Genomic DNA, 25,755 nt, shown 5'->3' on the forward strand with positions numbered 1-25,755 from the left:
GTCGGGAGGTAGTTGTTAGGTAGGGGCGTTCCCGTACGCTGCACGCCAACGTCCGTCCTGACAACAGGCAACTAAACACGAACTACTTACAAACTGAATGGAATTTCCTTCCAAACTGATCGAAAACGCGGTTGGCGAGTTGTCGAAGCTGCCGGGGGTAGGCAAAAAAACGGCGTTGCGGCTGGCGTTGCACCTGCTGAAGGCCGAAGCTGATACTACAGCTACGTTGGCGGAGGCCTTGGCCAAAATGCGCTTCGAGATTCGGTACTGTGATACGTGCCACAATATTTCAGATACGCCGGTGTGCAGCATTTGCGCCAACCAGCTCCGCGACCAAAGCACGGTTTGTGTGGTATCGGACATCCGCGACGTAATTGCCATCGAAAATACGGCGCAGTACCAGGGCATGTACCACGTACTGGGCGGCGTGATTTCGCCTATCGAGGGTATCGGGCCTAGTGACCTAACCATTGACTCGTTGGTGGAGCGCGTAACCAAAGACGGTTCGGAAATTCGAGAAGTGATTTTGGCCATCAGCCCCACCATGGAAGGCGACACCACGGCATTCTATCTTTCCCGTAAGCTCCGCGACCTGCCCGAGCTCAACGTCAGCACCATTGCCCGCGGCATCCCGATGGGCGGGGAGCTGGAATACGCCGATGAAATTACCCTGGGCCGCAGCATTGTAGAACGCCAGCGCCAAGCGCGGTAACCGCGCTAAAGCAACCGCAGGCGCATTTTCAGGCTATCTTCGAAACTATTAAGCCCCGAAAAACAATAACCCCCTGATGCTTGTCCGAGTGTCAGGGGGTTATTGTTTTTCGGGGCCTAGTACTTTTGCCAGCTGGTTTGCGTTGCGCCACCTCAACATTAACCGGCACTCTGTGTACCTTTCGTGGTATTTGCCTTTTTCTTGTGCCGCCCACCATTACGCTGTCCGTCGTTATTGTTAACTACAACGTGTGCTTCTTTCTGGAGCAGGCGCTGCTGTCGGTACGGTGGGCTATAGAAAAGTTTGGGCAGCCAGTGGAGGTATTCGTGGTGGATAATAACTCCGTGGATGGCTCGGTAGCCATGGTGCAGGCGCGCTTTCCGGAGGTAATTCTTATCGAGAACAAGGAGAACCTGGGCTTCTCGAAAGCCAATAACCAAGCCCTAGCCCAGGCGCGCGGCCAGTATGTGCTGTTGCTCAACCCCGACACCGTAGTAGAGGAAAACACGTTCCGGTTGTGCTGCGAGTTTATGCAGCAGCACCCTGAGGCCGGTGGGCTAGGGGTGAAGATGCTGGACGGGCAAGGCAAATTTCTGCCCGAGAGCAAGCGCAGTCTGCCCACGCCGTGGGTAGCGTTTTACAAGATTTTCTGGCTTTCTAAGCTGTTTCCGAAGTCGCGGCGGTTTGGGCGCTACCACTTGGGTTTCCTGAGCCCCGAGCAAACGCACGAGGTGGAAGTGCTCAGTGGCGCGTTTATGTTTATGCGCAAAACGGCCCTAGACCAAGTAGGGCTGCTGGATGAAGATTACTTTATGTACGGCGAGGATATTGACCTCTCGTACCGGCTCACGCAGGGCGGCTGGAAAAATTATTACTACCCCGGCACGCGCATCATTCATTACAAAGGCGAAAGCACCCGGCGCACCAGCGTAAATTATGTGTTCGTGTTTTATCGGGCCATGGTGATTTTTGCGCGGAAGCACTTTGCCGCCGAGCAGGCCGGCACGTTTAGCTTCCTGATTAACCTGGCCATCTGGATTCGGGCCGGCGCGGCCATTGTGCAACGCTTGCTGATGCAGGCGGCCCTAGTGCTACTGGATGCGGGCCTGATTTACGCCGGCATGTACTTTCTGAAAACGTACTGGGAGCAAAACCACCGCTACGTAAACGAACCGTACCCGGCCAACTACCTGGAAGTAGCCGTGCCAGTATACATTGCCGTGTGGCTGCTGTCGGCGTTTTTCAGTGGGGCCTACGATAAGCCCACCCGCGCCGGTCGTATTGTGCGCGGGGTGTTTGTGGGCACAGTGCTTATTTCGGCGTTCAGCAACTTTCTCGATGCCTGGCGCTTTTCCAAAGCCCTGATTGTACTAGGGGGCGTGTGGGCTGCAACCGCCCTGTTGTCGCGGCAGCTGGTGTTCAACTTCATTCGCTACCGCAAGTTCAGCCTCTCCACGCATTACCTGAAAAACGTAGCCATTGTAGGCTCTCAGGCCGAAAGCCGGCGGGTGCGGCAGCTACTGGATCAAACCGGCGTACCGGCGCGGGTAATCGGCTACATTGAGCCCAATGAATCGGAAACAACCGCCGGCACGCATCCGGATGATTTACTAGGGGAGGTGCGCCAACTGGATGATATTATCCGCATCTATGGCCTGAACGAGCTGATTTTCTGTGGCCGCGACTTATCGGCCAGCCAGATCATTGAGCTGATGGTAACGCTAAACAGCCAGCCGCCAGTAGCCTACAAAATCCTACCGCAGGGCAGCGAATACATCATTGGCAGCTCGGGCCGCAACTCGCCTGGCAACTATTATGCGCTTGATATCACCCTGAACCTGTTCCGGCCCGCGCAAGTGCGCAACAAGCGCCTGCTCGATATTGGGGTGAGCTTGCTGCTGCTCTTTACCGCGCCTGTCATCATCTGGACGCAGCAACACAAAGCCGGCTTTCTGCGCAACTGCCTGCGCGTGCTCAGCGGCTTCCGCACGTGGGTGGGCCTCCGCTATGCCGCCGACCCAGGCCGTGGTGCTCGCGCCATCATTTCACCTGCTGAAGCAACCCGCACCAAAGCCGCGGCCCTAACTGAACCTACGCGCCGGCGCCTGGAGCTGCTCTATGCCAAGGACTATGCCCCCAGCACCGATATGCGCTTGCTTTTGCGCCGCTTCCGGTGGTTGGGCCGGGAAAGCTAGCTAGCGGGTGCCGCCAGCAAGAGCGAAATTAGCGCGACACTCCGTACCTTCCGCGTACTTTTGCGGCCGTCCCTAACCACCCAATTCCCATGTCTGAAGCTACTGCCCTCGCGCCCCTAATTCTCTCTGATCGTATCAATGCCATGCAGGAGTCGCAGACGATTGCCATGGCCAAAAAAGCCCGTGCGCTGGCCGCCGAGGGCGTAGATGTGATTAGCTTAAGCTTCGGAGAACCTGATTTTCAGACGCCGCAATACATCAAGGACGCCGCCAAGAAAGCGCTGGATGAGGGTTACACCTTCTACACCCCCGTGCCCGGCTACCCCGATCTGCGCCAGGCCATCTGCGACAAGTTTAAGCGCGATAATCACCTCGACTACAAGCCCGAAAACATAGTAGTAAGCACCGGTGCCAAACAGGCCCTGGCCAATGCCGTGTTGAGCCTGGTAAACCCCGGCGACGAGGTGATTGTGTTTTCGCCGTATTGGGTAAGCTACGAAGAGATGGTGCGGCTGGCCGAGGGCACGACGGTACAGCTGATGGGCTCTCTGGAAAACGGCTACAAAGTGACGGCCGCCGAACTGGAAGCCGCCATTACGCCCCGTACCAAGCTGGTTATGTACTCATCCCCCTGCAACCCCACGGGGGCTGTGTTTTCGCGCGAGGAGTTGCAGGCTATTGCCGAGGTAGTGGCTCGCCACCCGCAGGTGTACGTGCTGGCCGACGAGATTTACGAGTACATCAACTTCGTGGGCGAGCACACCAGCCTGGCGCAATTTGAGGAAGTGAAGGACCGCGTAATCACCGTCAACGGCTTCTCGAAAGGCTATGCCATGACGGGCTGGCGCGTGGGCTACTTGGCAGCACGCAAGGAAATTGCCAGCGCCTGCGAGAAAATGCAAAGCCAGATTACCTCGGGCACGTGCTCCATTACGCAGCGTGCGGCTCTGGCCGCCTTGCAAGGTGGTCGCTCCTCCGCCGACGAGATGGTGGCTGCCTACCGCCGCCGCCGCGACCTAGTGTTAGAGCTCGTGAAGTACATTCCCGGCTTCCGCACGCCTACGCCAAGCGGTGCGTTTTACATCTTCCCCGACGTGACGGGCTACTTCGGCAAAACCACCCCGAGCGGCGAGGTAATCAACAGCGCCTCTGACTTGACCATGTTCATGCTCAATGATGCGCACGTAGCGGCCGTAGATGGCGGCGCTTTCGGCGCACCCAACTGCATCCGATTCAGCACGGCCGCCGCCGATGAAAAGCTGCGCGAAGCGTTTATTCGCATCAAAAACAGCCTGGCTAAGCTGGTTTAACCCAAAAAGACACCTAGTGCAGCGCGGACTTTGTAGTTACAGTGCCCCACGTTTGGGCGGCGCTGGTTGCCTGCAAAGTTCGCGCTTGCAGGCTACCTTTGCGGCTTCGTTTACCCTGAATCTGCCGTAATGCCTGCTGCTGCCGTTCTACCTGCTTCCCTACCTGAGTTATTTGCCGCCTTCAACCACCTCACGGTGCTCATTGTGGGTGACGTGATGATGGATGCCTATGTGTGGGGCAAGGCGGCCCGCCTCTCGCCGGAAGCTCCGGTGCCGGTCGTGAACGTGAGTCGTACTGAGCAGCGCTTGGGCGGGGCCGCTAACGTAGCCCTGAACGTTCAGGCCTTGGGCGCAACGCCGCTGCTTTGCGCCGTAATCGGCGATGACCAGGGCGGCGACCAGCTACTAGGGCTGCTCCAGACCTCAGGCCTTTCCGCTGAGGGCATTGTGCGTTCCTCATACCGGCCAACTACCGTGAAGCAGCGCATTCTGGCCCACGGTCAGCAGTTGCTGCGCATCGACTCCGAGGTAGAAACCAACCTAAACCCAACCGAAAACGCCGAGCTTACCGCCCGCTTCGAGCAGTTGCTGAGCAAGGCCGACGTTGTCATTTTCGAGGACTACGACAAGGGGGTACTGAACGAAGCCAGCATTCAGCACTTTATCGGGCTGGCGCGGCACCTCAATATCCCAACTGTAGTCGACCCCAAGAAAAAGAACTTTCTGGCCTATAGTTTCTGCACCCTGTTCAAGCCCAACCTGAAAGAGCTGCGCGAAGGCCTGAAGCTGGAATTTGGCGACACCGATGCCGACCGTCCGCACTTCGAGAATGCCGTAGCCAAACTGCGCGAGCTGCTGGTGCCGGAAATTGTGCTGGTTACGCTCTCGGAGCGCGGGGTATTTGTAGAAAATGGCGCCTTAGAGCGCACCTACATCCCGGCCCATTTGCGCACTATTTCTGATGTATCGGGCGCCGGCGACACCGTTATCAGCATTGCGGCGCTGTGCGTGGCCCTAGGTCTATCGGCGCCGGTAACCGCCGCGCTGGCCAACTTAGGTGGTGGGCTGGTGTGCGAGCAGGTAGGTGTGGTGCCCATTGAAAAGCAGCTGCTTTTGGCCGAGGCTGAAGAGGCCGGTTTGGCATTATAAGCAGGCTAGTACATATAAAAAAAGCGTCCGACTGAACTCAGCCGGACGCTTTTTTTATGGCCAGTACACTTACCGGCGGCTGTGTTCCTTTACTGTTTCAATAAAGACTTTCACGTTATCGGGATTGGTATCAGGGTACACGCCGTGGCCTAGGTTGGCAATGTGGCGGTGCTTGCCAAACTGGTCGAGCATCTGGAGGGTAGCGGCGCGCACCTGGGCCGGAGTACCGTAGAGAGCACATGGGTCGAGGTTGCCTTGCAGGGTTTTGTCGCCTACTAGGGGGCGCACGGTGCGTGGGTCCTGGTTCCAGTCGAGGCCGATGGTGCGGCAGGGCAGCTGGGCAAAGTCCTCCACGGCCCAGAAAGCGCCTTTAGCAAATACAGTTACCGGCACTTCCGGAATAGCCGCGCATATTTCAGCAATGTAGCGCGTGCTAAACTCCTTATAGTGCGCGGGCGGCAGAATGCCGGCCCACGAGTCGAATACCTGAATAATGTTGGCCCCGGCTTGCACCTGGGCGCGCAGGTAGGCAATGGTTGTAGCCGTTATTTTGCGTAGCAGCTCGTGGGCCAGTTCAGGCTCGGTGTAGAGCATGCGGCGGGCTTTGCTGAACGTTTTCGAGCCGTGGCCCTCCACCATATAAGCCAGAATCGTCCAGGGGGCGCCGGCAAAACCGATGAGCGGTACGCGGCCGTTAAGCGCGCGTTTGGTTACCCGAATGGCTTCCAGTACGTAGCCCAGGTGCTCCTCGGGGTCAGCGATGCGCATGCGGGCTACGTCGTGCGCGGTTTTGATAGTTTCAGGGAACAGCGGCCCGCGGGCTTCTATCATCTCGTAGGTCAGGCCCATGGCTTCGGGCACCACCAGAATATCGGAGAAGATGATGGCGGCATCTACATCCAGCGCATCAACGGGCTGAATGGTAACCTCAGCGGCTAGTTCAGGAGTTTCTACCAGTTCCTTGAAGCCACTGAGGCGGGCGCGCAGGGCGCGGTATTCGGGTAGGATGCGGCCAGCCTGGCGCATAAGCCAAACGGGGGTGCGCTCAGTTTCTTCGCCACGGGCGGCACGGAGGAGGAGGTCGTTCTTCAGCATAACTGCCGCAAAGATAGGCCGTCTTGATTTGAGAAATAGTATTGAATCCTATAGGTCAAGGGATAGAAATAGGTCCTTTCATAACATAAGTGACCAAGCGCTTTGGTTCAGATAACCTATTTATCACCCATTCTTGATCTTCCGGTGGATGCTGTTTCCGAATCCTTTGTAAAGCAGCTTCATCCAGCTTTTTATACACGAAACTGATAAAAACATGGGTAAGGGTATCGACCATAATAGTTGTATCCCGAACTAGCTCATTCTTATTATTTGTGACCTTAACTCTATGTAGCCCAGCCTTAGCCAACAAGCTGTATATGTCAGGGTTGTCCGCAATTCCTGTGTAGCGAAAAGTATCTTGTGCTACTACCGTCGTGTCCCACTCTATGCGTAGATCAGTAGCCAACTGCGACTCACTACCGTTCTCAACGTAAAAGCGGACAGGATAAGACTTTATTGGCGCCTCTCGATACGGTAGAGCTGGACTATTACAGCCGTATAGCCAAAGGCATAAGAATAGATAACTGGCTGATTTCATAGCAGAAGCTACTATCGGCTCAACCCTGGAAACAACGCAACAATAGCCGTTGCCAGGAAATTGACGCCAATTGCCAGCGTAATAAAGCCCATGATTCGGGCCAGGGCTGCCATGCCGGGCCGGCCTAGGAAGCGCGTCAGGCGCAACGACGACATGAGGATGATGTAGGCGGCCAGCGCTACCAGCACGAAGCCCAGGGAAATCATGCCCATATCCAGGATGCTGAGCTTCTCGGTAAACAAGCCAATGCACACGGCCATAGAGCCTGGCCCCGACAGCATGGGCATGGCCAGCGGCGTGAAGCTGATATCATCTTTGTGGCGGCTTTCTTCCAGGGTGGCATCCGAAACCTTGGCGCGGTTACCGCCGGGCGTAAGTAAATCGAAGGCGGAGCGCATAAGCAAAATGCCGCCGGCAATGCGCAGGTGATGAATGTTGATGCCGAAAAACCGCAGGACATATTGCCCCGCAAAAAACGATACCAACAGCACCCCAACCATATAAAAACAGGCTCGCAGGCCGGTATTAGCGCGTTCAGCGGGCGAGTCTTCTTCTGTTAGGGTCAGGAACACGGGCATGGCCCCAAATGGGTTCACGACCGAGAAGAGGGTAGTAAAGGTGGCAACGAGAATTTCCATTCGCAGAAAAGCACAGCGGTACTGGGTAAAGGTACGAGCCTTTGAGAATCAGCAAACAGGGAAAATGCTATGTTTATAGGCTCAACCGCCGCTGCGTACGCTCGTAGAAGCCAATCCCGGCCAGGTTAGTCCTGTTTGCTACTCTCTTCCATGCATACCACACTTCCCGCCGCTACCGCGGCCGATGTTCCTGCTCCTCATGATACGCCGCTAGTGGGCATTATTATGGGCTCCCGAACCGATTTGAAAATAATGTCGGCCGCTGCGGAGGTGTTGCAGCAGTTTGGCGTCACCTACGAAATTACCCTGGTTTCGGCCCACCGCACGCCCCATCGGCTGATTGAGTACGCCGAAACGGCGCGCAAACGTGGCATACGGGTACTTATTGCCGGTGGGGGCGGAGCCGCGCATCTGCCCGGCATGGTGGCTTCCCTTACTACGCTGCCCGTGATTGGGGTGCCCATCAACTCCACTACCTCCTTTCACGGCCTCGACTCTATTCTCTCGATGCTGCAGATGCCGGTGGGCGTGCCTGTGGCTACCGTGGCCCTAGATAGTGCCGCCAACGCGGCTGTGCTGGCTACCCAAATTCTGGCCCTGAGCAACGCCCGCCTCACCGATGTGCTGGAAAAGTACCGGACTTCGCTGAAAGATAAAGTTATGCGTACAATTGAGGAGCTTCGTAAAGGTGGTTTCAATGATGATTGAGCCTAGTAGACTGTATCGGAATACTTCTGTTTGACTCTGCCCGCCCCTGATTTTCCACACCCACCTCTCCTCCAGTGCCAGACCTCGACGTTCCCCTTTGGTTGCAATTTGCCCATGGCCTCACGCTGCTGCTGGTAGTGTTGAGCCTGATTGCAACGCTACTACCCCTGCTGCGTGAAACCGCCTGGTGGATTCGGGTTTTCGATTTTCCGCGCCTCCAGATTGTGGGCCTGTTGGCGGTGGTGCTAGGCTTGGGTTTCTTGCTGAAGTGGCACCAGCCGGTAGATGACACGTACCGGGGCCCCATTCTGCTAGGAGTGGTAGCGGTGGCCATCGGGTACCAGGCTTTCCGGATTCTGCCGTACACGCCGGTAGCCAAAAAGCAGGTCGGTGATAGTACCCACAAGGATGGCCGTCGCCACCTGAGCCTGACCATGATGAACGTGCTGCAGTACAACAAGCAAGGCAAAAAGGCCCTGCAGGTGCTCCAGGAAACGAATTCGGACATCATTATGGCAGTGGAAACCGATGCTTGGTGGCTGGAGCAGCTAAAGCCGCTGGAGGAAACGCACCCCTACACCTGCCATGAGCCCTTGGATAATACCTATGGCCTGCTGTTCTTTTCGCGCTTGCCGCTGCAGGGCTGCGAAATAAAGTACCTGCTGGATGATGACGTACCCTCGGTGCATACGCTGGTTGAGCTGCCCGATGGCCAGACCAAGGTGCGGATATATGGGTTGCACCCGAAACCACCAGCACCAGCCGAGTCGAAAACCAGCACTAAGCGCGACGCGGAACTGCTGCTGGTGGGCAAAGCCATCGATAAAAACGATGAGCCCACCATTGTATTCGGGGATATGAACGATGTGGCGTGGTCGCACACGTCGGAGCTGTTTCGCCGCATCAGTGGCCTCATGGACCCACGCGTGGGCCGTGGCCTGCTGCCTACCTTTCACGCCGATTATCACCTGATGCGCTGGCCCCTCGATCATGTATTCGTGTCAGCACATTTCAAAGTAGATGATATGGAGCGCCTGCCGTACGTGGGCTCCGACCACTTTCCTATCTACATTAAGCTCAGCTATGAGCCGCATGACAAGGAGATACAGGAAGAAAACAGCGAACAGGCTGACGCCGATGACCACGAGGAGGCCGTAGAGAAGATTAAGGAAGGCTTTGAGGAAGAAGTAGAAGAAGAGGCTGAGGAGGCCGCCGACGAAAAGCGCAAACAGGAAAAGCTGGTGCAGGCCCGCCAGATGCTAAAGGGCATCATATAGCCACGCCATCTGGCTTCGGCTCACCGCGGCAGGTAGCAGCCGCATCAGGCCGTTGCGCAGGGTAGTAAGCACAGGGTTCTCGAGCTGTCCGACCCGGCCCAATTGCCAGGAGGTTTGTACTACGCGGGTGGTACGCTTCAGGCGGCGCTGCTCAAATTGCAGGAAAGCGGCCGCTACATCGTCAGGGGTTTGCGCTATGCACTGGCCTAGTACTGCCGCGTCTTCAATGGCCATGCCGGCGCCCTGGCCCATATTGGGGGTAGTAGCATGGCCGGCATCCCCGAGGAGCAGCACGCGCCCATACGCTAGGTGCCGTAGCGGCTTCAGGTCCAGAATATCATTCCAGAGCAGCTGATCATCGTGGGTCAGATCCAGTAGTGCCGGAACGGGGGCCTGGAAGCCGGCGAATTCGCGCCGCAAATCTGCCGCCCGATAGGCCTGGTATTTGGGGTTTCGCGGCTTCGCGCTGTTCAGGCAGGCAAACCAGTACACGCGCCCCTGGCCCACGGGTACGTAGCCAAACCGTCGGCCCCGTTCCCCCCACATCTCACACGATTCTCCCGCAGGCAACTGCAGCTCACGGGCATCAACTACGGCTCGCCAGCAGGTGTAGCCAGCATATCGCGGCTCCGTGCTAGGCAAGAGCTGGCGCCGAACCCTCGAGCGAATTCCATCAGCCCCAATTAAGGCATCGGTCATCAAGGAGCTGCCGTCGGCAAAATAGGCCGTGATACCAGCCGCGGAAGTCTCAAAGCGGTCGAATGCGCACCGGAGGCGTACGGTGTCAGTTGGTAAGCCGGCTAGCAGGGCGTGTTGCAGGGCCGCGCGGTGCAGGCCGAGGTTGTCGAAGCCGAGCTGGCTAGTAAATGCCGTAGTATCGGCTGCCTGAAGCAGGCGGCCGTGTTGGTCACGCAGATCAAGGCTTATAACCGGTGCGCCATGCGGCTGCACGGCCTCATGTAAGCCCAGGCTGCTGAGGGCACGCATAGCATTGGCCCCCAGTACTACGCCGGCTCCTACCTCGCGCAACTCCGGAGCCGCTTCCACAACTTGTACTTTGTGGCCCTGCCGGAGCAGGGCGTGGGCTGTGGCTAGCCCCCCAATTCCGGCACCTACAATCAGAAAGTCAGCCATAGTTTGAAGAGTTGGGCAGGGTAGTGGAATAAAGGGATATAACAGGATTATCAATGAAAAAGCGGCTCTACTGTTGGGCTACGTGTATTTTGTGTCATATTATTAGGTAACTAGTATCACATTAGCTGAACTTTGCCTACGTACAGCGTTGTCCTTTCCTCCTGCTCTCCTTTCCATGCCCGGATCTACTACTCAATTTAAATTGCAATTGTACTTTGAGAATCCGTCGGGGCGCTTACTAGAGCATACAGATGGCTATTTGATAGTGCAATATCACCCCGGCAAACGAAATTTTGCTGAGCTGCAAACATTCCTCAACAAAGCGAGCGAACTGTTGCAGCGCCGAAGCTGGCATAAAATCCTCGGCGACCAGCGTGCCATGGCGGCGTTCACGGAAGAGGAGCGCCTCTGGATTACCGAAAACTGGCTTCAGCGCACCTCCATTACTGGCAAGCCCTATTATGGCGCCGTACTGCTCTCGCACGATGTTTTTGCGCGGCTTTCCATGAATCTGGTGATGAATGAAGCGCGCGAATCGAGCCTGATTTACCGCCTGTTTGAGGATGAGGCTGCTGCTATTGCGTGGCTGCGGCAGTTGCCGTAAGTACTAGCCCTAGCGCTGCCTCGAACCGTTGATTAATGCCCAAAAACAAAAAGGCCCGAAGCAATTGCTTCGGGCCTTTTCTGTGCTTCTGAGGCTAGTCAGCAATTACTTGCCTACTTCCTCGTAGTCTACGTCCGTCACGTTGTCGTGCGGCTGGCCTTGCTGGCCATTGCCACCGGGCTGGCCGGCACCACCGAAGGGGTTGCCACCGTCAGCGCCAGGCTGGCCTTCAGCACCACCTGCGGCGTACATCTCCTGCGAAGCAGCCTGCCATGCAGCGTTGATAGCCTCCATCGACGAGTCGATAGCGCTGATGTCTTTGCTCTCGTGTGCCTTCTTGAGGTCCGCCAGGGCATTTTCAACGGCCGTCTTGTTGCCTGCGCTCAGTTTTTCACCGTACTCTTTCAACTGCTTTTCCGTCTGGAAAATCATGGAGTCAGCGGCGTTGATTTTACCGATGCGCTCGGTTTCGGCTTTATCAGCTTCCGCATTGGCGGCAGCTTCATTGCGCATGCGCTCAATATCAGCGTCGGTGAGGCCGGAAGAGGCTTCGATGCGGATTTTCTGCTCTTTGCCCGTGCCTTTGTCTTTGGCCGAAACGTGCAGGATGCCGTTGGCGTCAATGTCAAAGGTTACTTCGATTTGCGGAACACCACGGGGTGCTGGCGGAATCGAGTCGAGGTGGAAGCGGCCGATGGTACGGTTCTGCGAAGCCAGCGGACGCTCGCCCTGCAGTACGTGAATCTCAACCGATGGCTGGTTGTCAGAAGCCGTCGAGAAAGTCTCCGACTTCTTGGTAGGAATGGTCGTGTTCGACTCGATCAGCTTGGTCATCACACCGCCCATCGTTTCGATACCCAGCGAAAGTGGGGTCACGTCGAGCAGGAGCACGTCCTTCACTTCGCCGGTCAGTACACCACCCTGAATGGCAGCGCCCACGGCTACTACTTCGTCGGGGTTAACGCCCTTTGAAGGCTTCTTGCCGAAGAACTTCTCCACTTCCTCCTGAATGCGGGGGATACGAGTTGAGCCACCTACCAAGATTACTTCATCGATGTCAGAAGTGCTCAAGCCAGCGTCTTGCAGCGCCTTTTTGCAGGGCTCCATCGAACGGCGCACGAGGTTATCAGCCAACTGCTCGAACTTCGAGCGGCTCAGCTTTACTACCAAGTGTTTCGGGCCCGAGGCGGTAGCCGTTACGTAGGGCAGGTTAATTTCCGTTTCCGTCGAAGACGACAGCTCTACTTTGGCTTTCTCAGCGGCTTCTTTCAAGCGCTGCAGGGCCATTGCGTCTTTGCGCAGGTCAAGGCCTTCGTTTTCGCTGGCGAACGTTTCCGCCAGGAAGTTGATGATAACTTGGTCGAAGTCGTCGCCACCAAGGTGAGTGTCACCGTTGGTGCTTAGTACTTCAAATACGCCATCACCCAACTCCAGAATCGAGATGTCGAAGGTACCACCACCCAGGTCGTACACGGCAATCTTCTGGTCTTTGTGTTTCTTATCGAGGCCGTAGGCCAGGGCAGCGGCAGTAGGTTCGTTGATGATACGCTTTACGTCGAGGCCGGCAATGGCACCAGCTTCTTTCGTAGCCTGACGCTGCGCGTCGTTGAAGTAAGCAGGAACCGTAATAACGGCTTCCGTTACAGGCTGACCTAGGTAGTCTTCAGCAGTCTGCTTCATTTTCTGAAGCACCATAGCGGAGATTTCCTGGGGCGTGTACTGACGGTCGCCGATTTGTACTGCTACCGTGTTGTTAGAACCGCGCACCAGCTCATAGGAAACGTGCTTCGACTCTTCGGTTACTTCACCGAAGCCGCGGCCCATGAAGCGCTTGATTGACTGCAACGTGTTCTTGGGGTTGGTAATGGCCTGACGCTTAGCGGGGTCACCTACTTTACGTTCGCCTTTACCGTTATCGAGGAACGCCACGATCGAGGGAGTCGTGCGGCGGCCTTCGCTATTCGGAATCACCACCGGCTCGTTGCCTTCCATTACGGCCACGCACGAGTTGGTGGTGCCGAGGTCAATACCGATTATTTTGCCCATGTGAATGGTTGTTATAGAGGAGTTGAGGTGTCAGATACTACATGCGAATTACTCGCACAGGGGGAATTACAAGACGCGTACCAGCCCCAGAAAAGCGGGTTTTTCGTGACAGATTGTCACTTTGGGATACTACACCAGAAGTATTCGCGACGGTCTGGCTTTTACGGGAACTAGTAGGAGAGGATAGCCTGACAGCTGGGCAGCAAGAAAGAATGAGTTTGTGCTGCTAAGTGGTTAGAGGTAGCAAATGCGTTGACGGTTTTAATAAGAGTAGCACCAATCCGCCACTGTCTGTTCCCAGAGTGCCTTATGCTTCCACCAGTAGGGCTCGTGGCCGGACCTAGGAAAATCCTGCCGTCGCTTGGGGCCGCGCAGAGCTGCAAAAACGGCGTCGGTTTCTTGGCGCGTTACGCGTGGGTCGACTTCGCCCCACAGCAGTAAGGTAGGGGTAGTAATCTGGGTGGCATAGCGTGTCGCATCTAGGTCGAAGGCCCAGAAACGGTTCTCGAGGCCGCCCCACAGCACCAAGAGGTTTGCCATTGGGAAGGAGGGCACATGCATGGAGCGGAAGCGGCTTTGAGCCGTTTCGAGCATGCTGCCGTAGGGGCACTCCAGCAGGTTGGCGGTGGGCTTTATGCCAAGCTCGGCTTCAGCCCGCAACGTGGCTACGGCGCCCATAGAGTTAGCATAAATGAATACTAGGCCTGGCCGGCGCTGCAACCACTTGGTAACGGTGGCAACGTCCTCGGCTTCATGGTGCCCTACGGTGCAGACATTGCCTTCCGAGCCACCGTTGCCTGCAAAATCAGTGAGCAGCACATTATAGCCTAACCGACGAAACGTGCTGGCCTCGGTCAGGAGCTTGCTTTTGGAGCTGGTGTAGCCGTGAAAAAGTGCCACCGTACCACGGGCATTGGGCACCGCACTGTACCAACTTTCCAACCGGCCGTTCGGGCTCTGGAGGTAGATGGCGTTGTACGGAAAAGGCGGCCTAGTAACGTTTGCCGGCTTAGGGTTCTTGATGCCCGTGAGCAGCACCCATAGCTTTTGCGGCCCCGAAAGGTGTTCGGGATTGGTGGTGTGCCGGGCAGTTTCAATAGTAAAATGCGTGAAACGCCACGCGTGAAAAGCCGCTACCAAATTGAGCATGAGAAACCCCAACACTATCAGCAACAGGAATTGCCGACGGCGTTGGGGTTTACTGCGAAAAGAAATGCTAGGCATTAACCACGGCCGTTGCGCCCACCACCAGCCGGGCCCAGCTTGCGAGTAGCACCGCCTCGTCCGGCAGGTTTTGGACCGGGCTTGCTACCGGTTTTGCCTGCTGCGCCTTTGCCGCCCGCCGACTTGCTACCGGGGCCTTTGCCGCCGGTTGGCTTGGCATTGAACGTATTTGCTGCGCGGCTTGCGCCGCGGTTACCGGCAGAGCGGCTTTCCGGAGCGCCTTTCTTGGCGCCGCCAGCTGTTCCGCCAAAACCGCCGCGGTTGTAGCCGCCGGTGCTGTTTTGAGCAGGTTTGGCATCGGCAGGCCTGATGCCACCGGGCCAATACTCGGATCCTTTATTGGGCGTTTTGAAGGTGCCGGCTGCGGCCGTTTGGGCCGCCATGTCTTCGGTGAGGGCCTGTACTTCGGCTTTAGTCAGCTCGCGCCACTGGCCGGGCTGCAGGTCTTCTACTTTCAGATCGGCAATGCTGGCGCGTACAAGGCGCAGCGTGGGGTAGCCGACAGCGGCCGTCATTTTGCGCACCTGCCGGTTCATGCCCTGCGAAATCCGGATCTGCACCCAGCTCGTCGGGATGCTGGCCCGAAAACGTACTGGCTTGCTTCGTTCCCACAGCTGCGGTTCCTCTTCCAGCAATACCACCTCAGCAGGGCTCGTATAGCCGGTTTTCAGATCCACGCCGCGGCGCAGATTCTCCAGTGCTTCTTCTGTAGGTACGCCTTCTACCTGTACCCAGTAAGTTTTAGGCACCTTAAAGCGCGGCTCGGAAAGGCGGTGTTGGAGCTGTTTATCGTCGGTGAGCAGCACGAGGCCTTCGGAGTCATAATCCAGACGGCCGACGGGGTAAATATTGGGAATGCTCACGAAATCCTTCAGGGTTTTCCGGCCGGTTTCGTCGGTAAACTGAGTTAGGACTTCGTAGGGCTTGTTGAGTAGAACGTAACGCATGCTACAAAGTACGGCATCTTTCGCCCATCCGTAACTACGGTCAGGCGGGCTTACAAGCCCAAAGGTACCTAGCGTTGCTGCAAACGTTTCTTCCGGATGCTTTCCGCCATAAGCACACGCACCTCTAGGTTAGGGCGTACCACATATTCGCCGCTGTCCTGAATCATGAGGCCATTGCGCATTTCGTCGCGGTAGGCGTGGCGCACTAGGGTTCCGATACGGACGGTGTCAGCGGAGCCTGGAGCCGGCGGGGCCACCGAGCCGTTGATTTGCGCCATCTGGCTCAGGTACAGCAACGAGTCGCGCTTAGTGTACGGGCGGAAGGTAAACTTGCCGGGAAAGTAATTTTTGGGGTCGGAGATGCGGTTTCGCACGAAGTCCTGCACGGCTAGCTCCGCCTGTTGTTCCGTGGTTTTTTTGCAGCTAGCTAGCAGTAGGGTAGCAGGTAGTAAGATCAGAAGGGCGCGGTTCATGCAGATAAAATAGCCTGAAAAATGGGGTAAGATGGGTTGCGCGGCCAACAGGACCTAGTACTGTTTCGGGTTGGCGTGGCTTGAAAACAGATGCCAAACTTAGTGGGCTGGCAATCAGAAAACGGTATTTCCGTTCGGGTTTCGTGCTCTGGCTAGGGTAGTAAACAACACAGCCGCGGAAATAGAGCCGAAACCTGCCCGGCTAATCTGTAATTTTACGCCAATGTTTCGATTATCTGCTGCCTGCCGCTTGCCTGTTGCCCTTCTTTTGCTTGTTCTGTTGCTAGCCCCGTTCAAGGCCGCAACCGCCGCCGATGCGCCGCCAAAGCGCGAGCTGCGCGGCGTCTGGATTGCTACCGTAGAAAATATTGACTGGCCCAGCAGCCGGGCCCTCAGCCCGGAGCAGCAGCGCCGTGAGTATCGCCGCATGCTCGATGAGCACCAGAAAAGCGGAATTAATGCCCTGTTTGTGCAGGTTCGGCCCGCTTCTGATGCGTTTTACCAAAGCAGCCTGGAGCCCTGGAGCAAGTGGCTGACCGGCCAGCAGGGCAAAGCGCCCGCCCCGTTCTACGATCCGCTACCCTTCCTGATTGAAGAAGCCCACAACCGCGGCATGGAGTTCCACGCCTGGTTTAACCCCTACCGGGCCACCATGGATACGGTTACGCGGCGGCTGGCGCCCAACCACCCGTACCGGCAGCACCCGGAGTGGTTTATTCGTTACTCGGGCAAGCTCTTGTATAACCCCGGCCTGCCGGCGGTGCGCAACTACATCAGCCAGGTGATTCTGGACGTGGTGCGCCGCTACGATATTGATGGCGTCCACTTCGACGACTACTTTTATCCGTACCCCGAAGCCGGGCAGGTTATTCACGATGAAGACGCCTTCGCGCGCTTTAACCCCGACCGCCTGCCACTAGCCGCTTGGCGCCGCCAGAACGTGAACACTCTGGTGCGCGACCTGCACGACACCATTCAGCACACCAAGCGCTGGGTGAAATTCGGTATCTCGCCCTTCGGCGTGTGGCGCAACCAAACCTCTGACCCCAACGGCTCAGCCACCAAAGCCTTCCAGGGCTACGACGGCTTATATGCCGATGCGCTGGAGTGGCTGCGCGAAGGCTGGGTTGATTATATATTGCCGCAACTGTACTGGAGCACAGGCTTTAAAGTGGCTCAGTACCCGGTGTTAGTAGAGTGGTGGGCGCGCAATAGCTACGGCCGTCACCTGTACATCGGGCATGGCGCGTACCGGATGCTAGAAAATACCAAATCGGATACCGTGTGGCGCAACCCACGGGAGCTGCCGCGGCAAGTACGCCTGAACCGGACCTTCCCCACAGAAGTAAGTGGGAGCGTGTTCTTTAGCTCAAAGTCCTTGATGGCGAATGCGCTGCATACCACTGACTCGTTGCGGCAGCATGAGTTCCGTTACCCAGCCTTGGTGCCCACTATGCCTTGGCTGGATGCCGTGCCGCCCCGCCCTGCCGAAAACCTCAACATCACCGTTTCGGGAGCCATTAATACGCTTACCTGGCAGCCCAGCCCCGAAGCTGCCGACGGCGACAAAGCCGCCTACTACGGCCTCTACCGCTTCGAGTCCGACCAAACGCCTACCCCCGATGACCCTCGCAACCTACTGGTAGTGCTGCGGCCTCAGCCCGGCCGGGGCCTGGTTTTTGTGGATACCACGGCCCGCGCCGGTCAGGCTTACGCCTATTACCTTACTGCCTTCGACCGCCTGCATAATGAAAGCCGCCCGATATCAGTACGTACTACGGGTCGCGCCGCCGAAATTATAGTGGCCCAAACGGCACCACCTGAGCCGGCTCCTGTTGTGGCATCAGCTCCGGCTCCTAGCCCAACGCCGCCCGCCCGTCCGGTGCCGCGCCCTGTAGTGCCATGGCCAACCCGAGTAGGTAGCGCCACCGGCACTACCACTAAAGTGAAAGTAAAAACTAAGTCCAAGCGTCGCGGCGGCTTCTTCCAACGCATCTTCGGACGGTAAACTCGAAGTAGAAATACTACACATGATATAAAAGCTCCTTTCTTATCACAGAAAGGAGCTTTTTTTACAAAACACTTTCAAATTACTAGCTCTCTTGGTCAGTCAAAGTGTTGTAGGTGTCTTACAGGATAAGTTAAGTAGCTGTGGCCAATAAGTTTTAAGTTTCTGCCACTGTGTGGGTTCGTTAGCTTTCGTATTTTCCCGAATGCAAACCACTACGCAGGCTGCCCAGCATACCACTCATACTACTCCCATCGCAGAAGCATCGCAACCCGGGCGCCTCGTCAGCCTCGATGTATTTCGGGGCATCACCGTCATGGCCATGATTTTGGTGAACAACCCCGGCGACTGGGGCCACATTTATGCGCCGCTGGAGCACGCGCACTGGCACGGCTGTACGCCCACCGACCTGATTTTTCCCTTCTTCCTGTTCATTGTCGGCGTCAGCATTACCTACTCGCTCGATGCTGCCCGCCTCCGGCCCGAAACACACGGCCGCACGATGCTGCGGATTTTAAAGCGGTCGGCCATCCTGTTTGGGCTAGGGCTTTTTTCGGCGTTGTTTCCGGCTTTTGATTTCAGCACGGTGCGTATTCCGGGTGTGTTGGCGCGTATAGCAGTGGTGTTTTTGGTATGTGGCATCCTCTTTCTGAAAACTTCGCGCCGTCAACAGCTCGGGCTGTTGGCGTTGCTGCTGATTACCTACAATGTGCTGCTGCAAGTGGTGCCTGTGCCTGGCTACGGCCCCGCTAACTTGGAGGCCAGCACCAACCTAGGCGCTTGGCTCGACCGCACCCTGCTGGGTGAAGCGCATCTTTGGAAACAAAGCCGCACTTGGGACCCCGAAGGCTTGCTGAGCACTCTGCCAGCCATTGGCACGGGCTTACTTGGCTTGCTGGCCGGTCAATGGCTGCGCCGGAAAGACGTAGAGCCGGCCACCCGAGTAGCCTGGCTGTTTGTGGCCGGAAGTGCTTGCGTACTGCTGGGCCTAATCTGGAACGGCTGGTTTCCCATCAACAAAAGCCTCTGGACGAGCTCCTATGTATTATACAGCGGCGGCCTCGCGCTGGCAACGCTGGCCGGCCTCTACTGGCTTACCGATGTGCAGGGCTACCGCCGCTGGATACTGGCGCCGCTGGTGTTCGGCGTGAATGCCATTACCGTGTTTTTTCTTTCGAGCCTGATTCCGCGCCTGCTGAACATGATACCGGTTACGGGAGCCAACGGGCAGCCAACGGGCCTGCGCAACTGGCTCTACGACACGTTTTTCGTACCATACTTCAGCCCCGTAAACGCTTCCTTGGCTGGCGCGCTGGTATGCGTACTGATCTGGCTGGTAGTGCTGTGGCTGATGTATCGGCGCAACATCATTATTAAGGTTTGAGCCGATAGAGGATCTAGGCGGCGCAGCCTAGTCCGATAATTTCTCGTACTTCGGGAGATGAAAAACTTCCTGATGTTGGCTGCGGTGCTGGCCTTGGTCACCCCGGCTGCTACCGCCCAAACTTCTGGCGCCACTACCAGCACGGCCGCGCCGCTTTCGGCCGGACAGCGCAAAGCTGCTGAAGACTTGTTGGCGGCCACCGACTCTGAAAAGAACCTGGCCACTACCATCGACCGGATGCTGACCTCCCAAATGGAGCAGAACCCGGGAATGAAAGTAGTGGAGCCGGAAATGCGTGCTTATCTCAACAAGTACATGAGCTGGTCCTCGATGAAGGAGGATATGGTGCAGCTCTACGCTCGCGAATTCAGTGAGAAAGAGCTTAAGGAACTAGCCAAGTTCTACCGTACCCCAACGGGGCGCAAAACCATCACCAAAATGCCCGAGCTGATGCAGGCCGGCATGGAAATAGGGCAGAAGCGTATGCAAGAGCACATGCCTGAGCTTCAGCAAGCCATTGCCGAAAAAATGAAGACACAGTCGCCAACACCCGACGTGAAATAGGATCCTGCGGGAACGCTAAGAAAGCGGGCGGTTTATCGTGTTGCTGGCCCTAGGTCCGGCAATACAATAAACCGCCCGCTTTCGCGTTATAATGCTTGTAGGTTTTAAGTGAACTCGTACCCCTCGAAATCTAGTCGGAGCTTGGTTTTAAGCAGTTTGCCGGTAGCCGTGTGAGGCAGCTGCTCCACAAATTCTACAGCCTCCGGAATCCACCAGCGGGCTACTTTTCCTTCATAGAAAGCGAGCAGCTCCTCGGCGCTGATGTCCGTTTCCTGCTTGCGCACCACTACCAGCAGGGGCCGCTCGCTCCATTTGGGGTGCGGTACGCCAATCACGGCCGCTTCCGCCACCGCCGGATGCCCTACGGCCAGGTTTTCGAGCTCAATGCTGGAAATCCACTCGCCACCCGATTTGATGACGTCCTTGCTGCGGTCCGTGATTTGCATGAAACCGTCTGGGTCGATGGTGGCTACGTCGCCGGTCCGGAACCAGCCGCTTCGGGTTAGCTCGCCGGGGTGCTCGGCTCTGAAATAGTCGGCCACAATGAAAGGCCCGCGCACCAGCAAATCGCCGAATGCCGCGCCATCGTGGGGCAGCTCGCTGCCTTCGTCGTCCACAATCTTCATATCCACCCCGAAAATAGAGCGGCCCTGCTTGGTCTGGATAGCAAACTGTTCGTCGGGGCTGAGGCTGAGCTGTTGGGGCTTTAGGGTGCACACGGTGCCTAGGGGCGAGGTTTCCGTCATGCCCCAGGCGTGCCGAATTACTACCCCCAATTCTTCATCAAAGGCCTTCAGCAGCGCTGGTGGGCAGGAGGCCCCGCCCACAATCATTTGCCTGAGGGTAGAAAAACGCAGCTTTTTCTCCCGCATAAACGTCAGCAGGCCAAACCAAATGGTAGGCACGCCGGCCGTAAACGTTACGCCTTCTTGCTCATACAGCTCATATAGGCTGGCCGCATCAAGGCCGGGGCCGGGCATCACGAGCTTGCAGCCATTCATGGGCGCCGCATACGGAATACCCCAAGCATTAACATGGAACATGGGCACCACCGGCAATACCACGTCGCGGGCGGAGCAGTTGAAGCCATCGGGCAGGGAGGCGGCGTAGGTGTGCAGCAGCGTGGAGCGGTGCGAGTACAACACGCCCTTAGGCTGATCGGTAGTGCCGGAGGTGTAGCAAAGCGAGGAGGCCGTATTTTCATCGAATACGGGCCACTCATACGCGCTGTTCTGGGCCGACAGCAGGTCTTCGTAACAGCGCAAGTCGGGTAGGGTAGTGGCTTCCGGCATGTGGGCTCGGCCGGTCATCAGAATCCAGCTTTCTACTGTGGGGCAGCTAGGGGCAAGCTTTTCCACGAGTGGCAAAAACGTCAGGTCGAAAAATATGAGTCGGTCTTCGGCGTGGTTGATGATGTACACCAACTGCTCGAAAAACAGCCTAGGGTTAATGGTGTGGCAAACCGCTCCCATGCCCGAAATGCCGAAATACAGTTCGAAGTGTCGGTGCGTGTTCCAGGCCAACGTGCCCACCCGGTCGCCATTCCGGATGCCTAACTCCGTAAGCCCATTGGCCAGTTGCTTACTACGCTGATGAGCGGCGGCATACGTGTAGCGGTGCATGCCGCCCTCCGGGAGCCGCGACACAATTTCAGTATCAGAATGCCACTTGGCGGCGTGTTCCAGCAGCCCCGCAATACGCAGGGGTTCGTTCATCATGAGGCCTAGCATAGCAACAGAACAGGTTGGAGTGGGAAGTTGCGGATTAAGCTACCGAAAAACCGAGGGTATTCCTTGCCAGGCCACCTATAACAAGCGCGACACTTGCTTCTTGGTAATTTATCGGGCTGCTTCAGTTACTGGTTACCCAACCATAACATTCTAGCCACATGATTAATGATCGTATTTTGTATTATTTCATGTATTTACATATTTATATTTTTATTATATATAGGAATTAATCAACATAATATAATGGTAATACGAACTAATGAAGCATTTAATGGCATACTAAACTCTACCCTGATAAATTTGGCTTAGGCATTTACAGTAGTATTATGTTAATGCTTTATAGTGATGATTTGTACAAGTACTTGATCTGTTTACATGAAAACAACCTTACGATTATTAGGCGCTTTTTGGGCGCTGCTGCCCTTAGGGGCACAAGCACAGGGGGAATGCGGGGCAGCCTCTAACACATTTAATTTTACCACCGCCGCTGCGCAAGATTGGAAGACCCGGTCGGCTAGTGTGGGCGTTACCACATTTACTACCAGTGGATTTAGCCCCACCGGCAACGTTGCAACCTTTGCAACGGTTGGCACTTCGGGAATCAGGTGGGCAGCTGATTATGGTAATCAAACCAACAACACGTCTTCGGTTACCATCACGTTTAGCCGCGCGGTGTCCAACCTCAAGATTGTTGTGAATGGCATTGACCGGAATAGTCAGTCAGGAAACCAAAACGATTATCAGGATGCGGTAACGTTCAATGGCTACACCTCGGATGTGGTAGCTCCTGGCAATCTGATTTCTTTGGCTTCGGCAAATATTGCTCGGCCCACCCGCCTAACCGTGGCTGGTAATACGGTGAGTGACCAGTCAGCGAACAATCAGGGAACCGGAGCCACAACCGTTACCTTTCCGAGCGCAGTTAAAAAGCTGGTTCTTACTTTCGCTAATACGCAAACGGCCGATAATAATCCTGGCAGTCAGGAGGTGGCTATTGCCTCGCTCTCTTGGTGCAAGCTAACGCCTACGGCGGCGAATGATGCCCTGACCGCCTCCTACACTGCAAGCCCAACAATTGATGTAGCTGCCAACGATGCGGCAGATGGCAGCTTCTCGCTGGACTTAAACCCAGCCACCACCGCCATTGATGCAGCTTACACTGACGCGAACGGAATTACGTACAGCGCTTCGGCAGCCGGGGAGATAGTAGTAACTAACTCCAGCAAGTTTGTAGGAAACGCGGTGCTCCCGTATGGTTTCGTTGACAACGCGAATCAGAAGGCAACGGCTAACCTCAGCCTTACGCTGACCAATGCCGCTCCCGTAGGAGCTGATTATCAAGTAACGCGCTCTTACAACACCACTACGGCCATCAATCTGCTGCAAAATGTTACGGATGCAGATGGGGTAGCTACCATATCAGGAGCAACTCTAGACCTTAACCCTGCTCTGGAGCGTCGGCAGGCTACCTACACTATTGCCAACCAAGGCACGTTTACGGTAGATGATAATGGCCTCGTGACATTTGCGGCCAGCAATGGCTTTGTTGGTACTAGTACCCTAGCATATACCATTCAGGATGAGAAAGGGCTGGTGTCAGCTCCGAAGCAGCTGAGACTGGCTACAACGAGTGTGGCCCCAGTGGCCGTGAATGATGCGGCTACCCGCTCTAACACGGCTCGCTCAGTTATCTATATTCTGAGCAATGACACGGACGCCGACAACGATATTGATCCGGCTACGGTAGACTTAAACCCTGCCACTACCGCCCGCGAGACGAGCTTTACGGATGGCAGCAAGGGCACGTACACAGTTGATGAATTCGGCCTGATTTCATTTGCGGCTCAAGGTACCTACACGGGCACCAGCACACTCTCCTACATTGTTCGAGACGCCAAGGGCAATGCTTCTAACGCCGCTACCCTCACGCTCACGGTGGTTCAGACGCTGGCAAACAACGACTCGAACGTAACACCGAGAAACAACGCTGTGTCAGGTAACGTCCTGATCAACGACAACAACCGAGTTGGTACTAACCTAACGGTAGCTACTACAGCGGTTACGGCTCCCACAAAAGGCAGCGTAACCATCTCAGAGGATGGTAACTATACCTACACGCCGAATACTAACTATGTAGGAAATGACTCTTTCGTATATCGGGTAAGCGATGGCGGCCTGTCGTCGGTAGCGACGGTAAATATAACCGTGTACGACCCGGCAGTAGCCTGCACCCAGGCTACCGGCCCCAACCTGCTGAAAAATCCGGGCTTTGAACTAGGCAACACGGGCTTTCAAACCGACTATATATATGTTGCCAACCAAAGCGGTGTTACCAATGAACTGGTTCCGGAGGGTCTGTACGCAGTAGGTACCAGCGCCGCCGACTACCACCCGAACTTTGCCCAGACGGGTAGGAGTGGGAACTTCCTGATGATCAATGGCAGCAACACCATTAAGAAGCTGTACTCGCAGACGATTAAGGTGGAGCCTGGCAAGTACTACAACTTCTCGGCGTGGGTAAACAACATTCTGGCTAACACTACCACTACTACCGCCGACGACCCGGTATTTGGTTTCGTAATCAACGGGGTGGCTACCTCCGAAATTACCTCCATTCCGGAGGCGCCTAACTCCTGGGTAAAGCTCAGCGACATCTGGTTCTCGGGTACCAACACCACAGCTACCTTCGAAATCGTAAACGTATCGATTGTACAAGGCGGCAACGACATGGGCATTGATGATGTGTACTTTGGGACTTGCAACGAGGCACCCAAGGCGCAAGACGACCTTGTGCTAGTGCCTTCTATCGTGCCTACTACTTTCTCGGCTCTCGATAACGACATTGACGATGGCGGCATTGAGGGCAACAGCTTACTGCTATTCAGCTCGAAAGCAGCTACCGGCAACGGGGCCAAGTCTATCGATAAAGCGGAAGGAAAGTTTAACGCAGATGCCGCTACTGGCAGAATTACCTTTACGCCCGCTAGCGGCTTTACAGGCTCTACTAGCATTGCCTACAAAGGAAAAGACGCCGCCAATGCTGAAAGCACGGTGGCTGCTATCACGGTGCGGGTAGGCCCCATCACGGCCGACGACAGCCAGGATATGTCAGGCAGCCGCGTGGCTACGCTTGATGTCGTTTCCAACGACCAAGACGTAGATGGCGTGGACCCTGCTACCGTGGATCTGGACCCTGCTACCCCTGAGCAGGACGTAAACCGCGTGGTGCCTAACGTGGGGGTATACCGGGTGAACAGCGCGGGTGTAGTCACCTTCACGCCCGTTGCCACGTTTGCCGGCACTACCACTATCCAGTACAGCGTGCGAGATTTTGTGGGGGCACCTTCCAGCCCCTCTACCATTTCCGTGAAGTTGTCGCAGCCGTTGCCTGTTGAGCTCACGCAGTTTGATGCCGTAGCCAAGCAGGATGATGCTCTGGTAACCTGGACGACTATCATGGAGAAAAACAGCGACCATTTTGACATCGAGCGTTCCGTAGATGGTCGTTCGTTCAGCAAGGTGGGTACGGTAAAAGGCCAGGGCTCTACCACCCAGGAGCACCGCTACCGCTTCATTGACGGTAAAGCCCGCCTGGTAGGGGCGCTGCTGTACTACCGTCTGCGTCAGGTAGATACTGATGGTACTTTCCAGTATTCCTCGGTAAAGACCGTAAAATTCGCTGAGCAGCTTCCCACTTCCTACACGGTAGGGTTGGTGCCGAACCCCACCCTAGGCAGCACCGCCCTGGACCTGAGCAGCCTGCCCGCCGGTACTTATACAGTTGATATTATTGATGTAACGGGCCGTGTGCTCCAGGTTGGCAAGGCCACTGGTGGAGCACTCTCTGCGCTGGATGTGCAGCAGTTTGCCAAGGGTGTTTACATCATTAAGGTGCACAACGCCGCCATCAGCATCACGCAGCGGCTGGTGAAAGAATAAGCTAGCGCAGAGTAATCAGCGATACAAAAAGCCCGTCAGATGATTCTGGCGGGCTTTTCTTGTTTTAACCGGCAGGGTTC

General features: G+C 56.1%; 19 protein-coding genes. 11 read left to right on the forward strand and 8 right to left on the reverse strand.

Annotated features, from left to right (window positions below):
- Positions 1 to 97: 97 nt before the first annotated feature.
- The 4 genes from recR to ACYVHC_RS13490 all read left to right on the forward strand — a co-directional run bounded on the left by recR (position 98) and on the right by ACYVHC_RS13490 (position 5,366).
- The gene (recR, locus tag ACYVHC_RS13475) at positions 98 to 712 is read left to right on the forward strand and encodes a recombination mediator RecR (RefSeq protein ID WP_460614250.1); all 615 of its coding nucleotides are present in this window, start codon (positions 98 to 100) and stop codon (positions 710 to 712) included.
- A gap of 203 nt (positions 713 to 915) precedes the next feature.
- Positions 916 to 2,907, forward strand: a complete 1,992-nt coding sequence (locus ACYVHC_RS13480) for a glycosyltransferase (protein WP_460614251.1) — start codon at positions 916 to 918, stop codon at positions 2,905 to 2,907.
- 89 nt (positions 2,908 to 2,996) lie between these two features.
- Positions 2,997 to 4,217, forward strand: a complete 1,221-nt coding sequence (locus ACYVHC_RS13485) for a pyridoxal phosphate-dependent aminotransferase (RefSeq protein ID WP_460614252.1) — start codon at positions 2,997 to 2,999, stop codon at positions 4,215 to 4,217.
- A gap of 129 nt (positions 4,218 to 4,346) precedes the next feature.
- Positions 4,347 to 5,366: a bifunctional heptose 7-phosphate kinase/heptose 1-phosphate adenyltransferase gene (locus ACYVHC_RS13490; RefSeq protein ID WP_460614254.1), complete on the forward strand. Its 1,020-nt coding sequence runs from the start codon at positions 4,347 to 4,349 to the stop codon at positions 5,364 to 5,366.
- Between the two features lie 69 nt (positions 5,367 to 5,435).
- Here the strand turns inward: ACYVHC_RS13490 and hemE are convergent, their stop codons facing one another.
- Both hemE and ACYVHC_RS13500 read right to left on the reverse strand, forming a co-directional pair.
- Positions 5,436 to 6,461 carry a uroporphyrinogen decarboxylase gene (gene hemE, locus ACYVHC_RS13495; protein ID WP_460614256.1) on the reverse strand — a complete coding sequence of 342 codons (1,026 nt, stop codon included), beginning with the start codon at positions 6,459 to 6,461 and terminating at the stop codon, positions 5,436 to 5,438.
- Positions 6,462 to 7,010: 549 nt separating this feature from the next.
- Entirely contained in the window at positions 7,011 to 7,637 is a 627-nt protein-coding gene (locus tag ACYVHC_RS13500; RefSeq protein WP_460614257.1) for a MarC family protein, read from the reverse strand.
- 150 nt (positions 7,638 to 7,787) lie between these two features.
- On the opposite strand from ACYVHC_RS13500, the gene purE reads away from it, so the two are divergent.
- Positions 7,788 to 8,345 (forward strand): 5-(carboxyamino)imidazole ribonucleotide mutase, encoded by a 558-nt coding sequence (purE, locus tag ACYVHC_RS13505; RefSeq protein ID WP_460614258.1) that lies wholly within the window; start codon positions 7,788 to 7,790, stop codon positions 8,343 to 8,345.
- 101 nt (positions 8,346 to 8,446) lie between these two features.
- Positions 8,447 to 9,622: an endonuclease/exonuclease/phosphatase family protein gene (locus tag ACYVHC_RS13510; protein WP_460614259.1), complete on the forward strand. Its 1,176-nt coding sequence runs from the start codon at positions 8,447 to 8,449 to the stop codon at positions 9,620 to 9,622.
- Here ACYVHC_RS13510 and ACYVHC_RS13515 read toward each other — a convergent pair.
- A complete protein-coding gene (locus tag ACYVHC_RS13515) occupies positions 9,605 to 10,756 on the reverse strand; it encodes a flavin-dependent monooxygenase (protein WP_460614260.1) in 1,152 nt (383 codons plus the stop codon). The two genes, ACYVHC_RS13510 and ACYVHC_RS13515, sit on opposite strands and share 18 nt — an antisense overlap.
- A 175-nt stretch (positions 10,757 to 10,931) precedes the next feature.
- Between ACYVHC_RS13515 and ACYVHC_RS13520 the strand changes: the two genes are divergently transcribed.
- Positions 10,932 to 11,360, forward strand: coding sequence for a hypothetical protein (locus ACYVHC_RS13520; protein WP_460614261.1), 429 nt, complete (start codon positions 10,932 to 10,934; stop codon positions 11,358 to 11,360).
- A gap of 105 nt (positions 11,361 to 11,465) precedes the next feature.
- On the opposite strand, the gene dnaK is transcribed toward ACYVHC_RS13520, so the two are convergent.
- From dnaK to ACYVHC_RS13540, 4 genes are all read right to left on the reverse strand, one after another.
- Positions 11,466 to 13,406 (reverse strand): Hsp70 family protein, encoded by a 1,941-nt coding sequence (gene dnaK / locus ACYVHC_RS13525; RefSeq protein WP_460614262.1) that lies wholly within the window; start codon positions 13,404 to 13,406, stop codon positions 11,466 to 11,468.
- 261 nt (positions 13,407 to 13,667) lie between these two features.
- Positions 13,668 to 14,555, reverse strand: a complete 888-nt coding sequence (locus ACYVHC_RS13530) for an alpha/beta hydrolase (protein WP_460614263.1) — start codon at positions 14,553 to 14,555, stop codon at positions 13,668 to 13,670.
- Between the two features lie 74 nt (positions 14,556 to 14,629).
- Complete coding sequence (locus ACYVHC_RS13535) at positions 14,630 to 15,577, reverse strand: pseudouridine synthase family protein (protein WP_460614264.1); 948 nt, start codon at positions 15,575 to 15,577, stop codon at positions 14,630 to 14,632.
- A gap of 68 nt (positions 15,578 to 15,645) precedes the next feature.
- Complete coding sequence (locus ACYVHC_RS13540; protein WP_460614265.1) at positions 15,646 to 16,050, reverse strand: hypothetical protein; 405 nt, start codon at positions 16,048 to 16,050, stop codon at positions 15,646 to 15,648.
- A 223-nt stretch (positions 16,051 to 16,273) separates the two neighbouring features.
- Between ACYVHC_RS13540 and ACYVHC_RS13545 the strand changes: the two genes are divergently transcribed.
- The 3 genes from ACYVHC_RS13545 (at position 16,274) to ACYVHC_RS13555 (ending at position 20,006) form a co-directional block, all read left to right on the forward strand.
- Complete coding sequence (locus ACYVHC_RS13545) at positions 16,274 to 18,058, forward strand: glycoside hydrolase family 10 protein (RefSeq protein WP_460614266.1); 1,785 nt, start codon at positions 16,274 to 16,276, stop codon at positions 18,056 to 18,058.
- A 205-nt stretch (positions 18,059 to 18,263) separates the two neighbouring features.
- A complete protein-coding gene (locus ACYVHC_RS13550) occupies positions 18,264 to 19,442 on the forward strand; it encodes an acyltransferase family protein (protein WP_460614267.1) in 1,179 nt (392 codons plus the stop codon).
- Between the two features lie 57 nt (positions 19,443 to 19,499).
- On the forward strand, positions 19,500 to 20,006 hold the full coding sequence (locus ACYVHC_RS13555) for a DUF2059 domain-containing protein (protein ID WP_460614268.1): 507 nt from the start codon (positions 19,500 to 19,502) through the stop codon (positions 20,004 to 20,006).
- Positions 20,007 to 20,110: 104 nt separating this feature from the next.
- Here ACYVHC_RS13555 and ACYVHC_RS13560 read toward each other — a convergent pair whose 3' ends face one another.
- Entirely contained in the window at positions 20,111 to 21,736 is a 1,626-nt protein-coding gene (locus ACYVHC_RS13560; protein WP_460614269.1) for a 3-(methylthio)propionyl-CoA ligase, read from the reverse strand.
- 375 nt (positions 21,737 to 22,111) lie between these two features.
- On the opposite strand from ACYVHC_RS13560, the gene ACYVHC_RS13565 reads away from it, so the two are divergent.
- Positions 22,112 to 25,675, forward strand: coding sequence for an Ig-like domain-containing protein (locus ACYVHC_RS13565; protein WP_460614270.1), 3,564 nt, complete (start codon positions 22,112 to 22,114; stop codon positions 25,673 to 25,675).
- Positions 25,676 to 25,755 lie beyond the last annotated feature (80 nt).

Source organism: Hymenobacter seoulensis, from assembly GCF_054780535.1.

What these genes read in the sequence shown, in the direction of transcription:
- hemE (WP_460614256.1), bottom strand. Translation starts at nt 6,461, where the DNA reads ATGCTGAAGAACGACCTCCTCCTCCGTGCCGCCCGTGGCGAAGAAACT.
- ACYVHC_RS13545 (WP_460614266.1), top strand. Translation starts at nt 16,274, where the DNA reads ATGTTTCGATTATCTGCTGCCTGCCGCTTGCCTGTTGCCCTTCTTTTG.
- ACYVHC_RS13490 (WP_460614254.1), top strand. Translation starts at nt 4,347, where the DNA reads ATGCCTGCTGCTGCCGTTCTACCTGCTTCCCTACCTGAGTTATTTGCC.
- ACYVHC_RS13520 (WP_460614261.1), top strand. Translation starts at nt 10,932, where the DNA reads ATGCCCGGATCTACTACTCAATTTAAATTGCAATTGTACTTTGAGAAT.
- ACYVHC_RS13530 (WP_460614263.1), bottom strand. Translation starts at nt 14,555, where the DNA reads ATGCTCAATTTGGTAGCGGCTTTTCACGCGTGGCGTTTCACGCATTTT.
- dnaK (WP_460614262.1), bottom strand. Translation starts at nt 13,406, where the DNA reads ATGGGCAAAATAATCGGTATTGACCTCGGCACCACCAACTCGTGCGTG.
- ACYVHC_RS13485 (WP_460614252.1), top strand. Translation starts at nt 2,997, where the DNA reads ATGTCTGAAGCTACTGCCCTCGCGCCCCTAATTCTCTCTGATCGTATC.
- ACYVHC_RS13560 (WP_460614269.1), bottom strand. Translation starts at nt 21,736, where the DNA reads ATGCTAGGCCTCATGATGAACGAACCCCTGCGTATTGCGGGGCTGCTG.
- recR (WP_460614250.1), top strand. Translation starts at nt 98, where the DNA reads ATGGAATTTCCTTCCAAACTGATCGAAAACGCGGTTGGCGAGTTGTCG.
- ACYVHC_RS13550 (WP_460614267.1), top strand. Translation starts at nt 18,264, where the DNA reads ATGCAAACCACTACGCAGGCTGCCCAGCATACCACTCATACTACTCCC.
- ACYVHC_RS13540 (WP_460614265.1), bottom strand. Translation starts at nt 16,050, where the DNA reads ATGAACCGCGCCCTTCTGATCTTACTACCTGCTACCCTACTGCTAGCT.
- ACYVHC_RS13500 (WP_460614257.1), bottom strand. Translation starts at nt 7,637, where the DNA reads ATGGAAATTCTCGTTGCCACCTTTACTACCCTCTTCTCGGTCGTGAAC.
- ACYVHC_RS13535 (WP_460614264.1), bottom strand. Translation starts at nt 15,577, where the DNA reads ATGCGTTACGTTCTACTCAACAAGCCCTACGAAGTCCTAACTCAGTTT.
- ACYVHC_RS13565 (WP_460614270.1), top strand. Translation starts at nt 22,112, where the DNA reads ATGAAAACAACCTTACGATTATTAGGCGCTTTTTGGGCGCTGCTGCCC.
- ACYVHC_RS13555 (WP_460614268.1), top strand. Translation starts at nt 19,500, where the DNA reads ATGAAAAACTTCCTGATGTTGGCTGCGGTGCTGGCCTTGGTCACCCCG.
- purE (WP_460614258.1), top strand. Translation starts at nt 7,788, where the DNA reads ATGCATACCACACTTCCCGCCGCTACCGCGGCCGATGTTCCTGCTCCT.
- ACYVHC_RS13515 (WP_460614260.1), bottom strand. Translation starts at nt 10,756, where the DNA reads ATGGCTGACTTTCTGATTGTAGGTGCCGGAATTGGGGGGCTAGCCACA.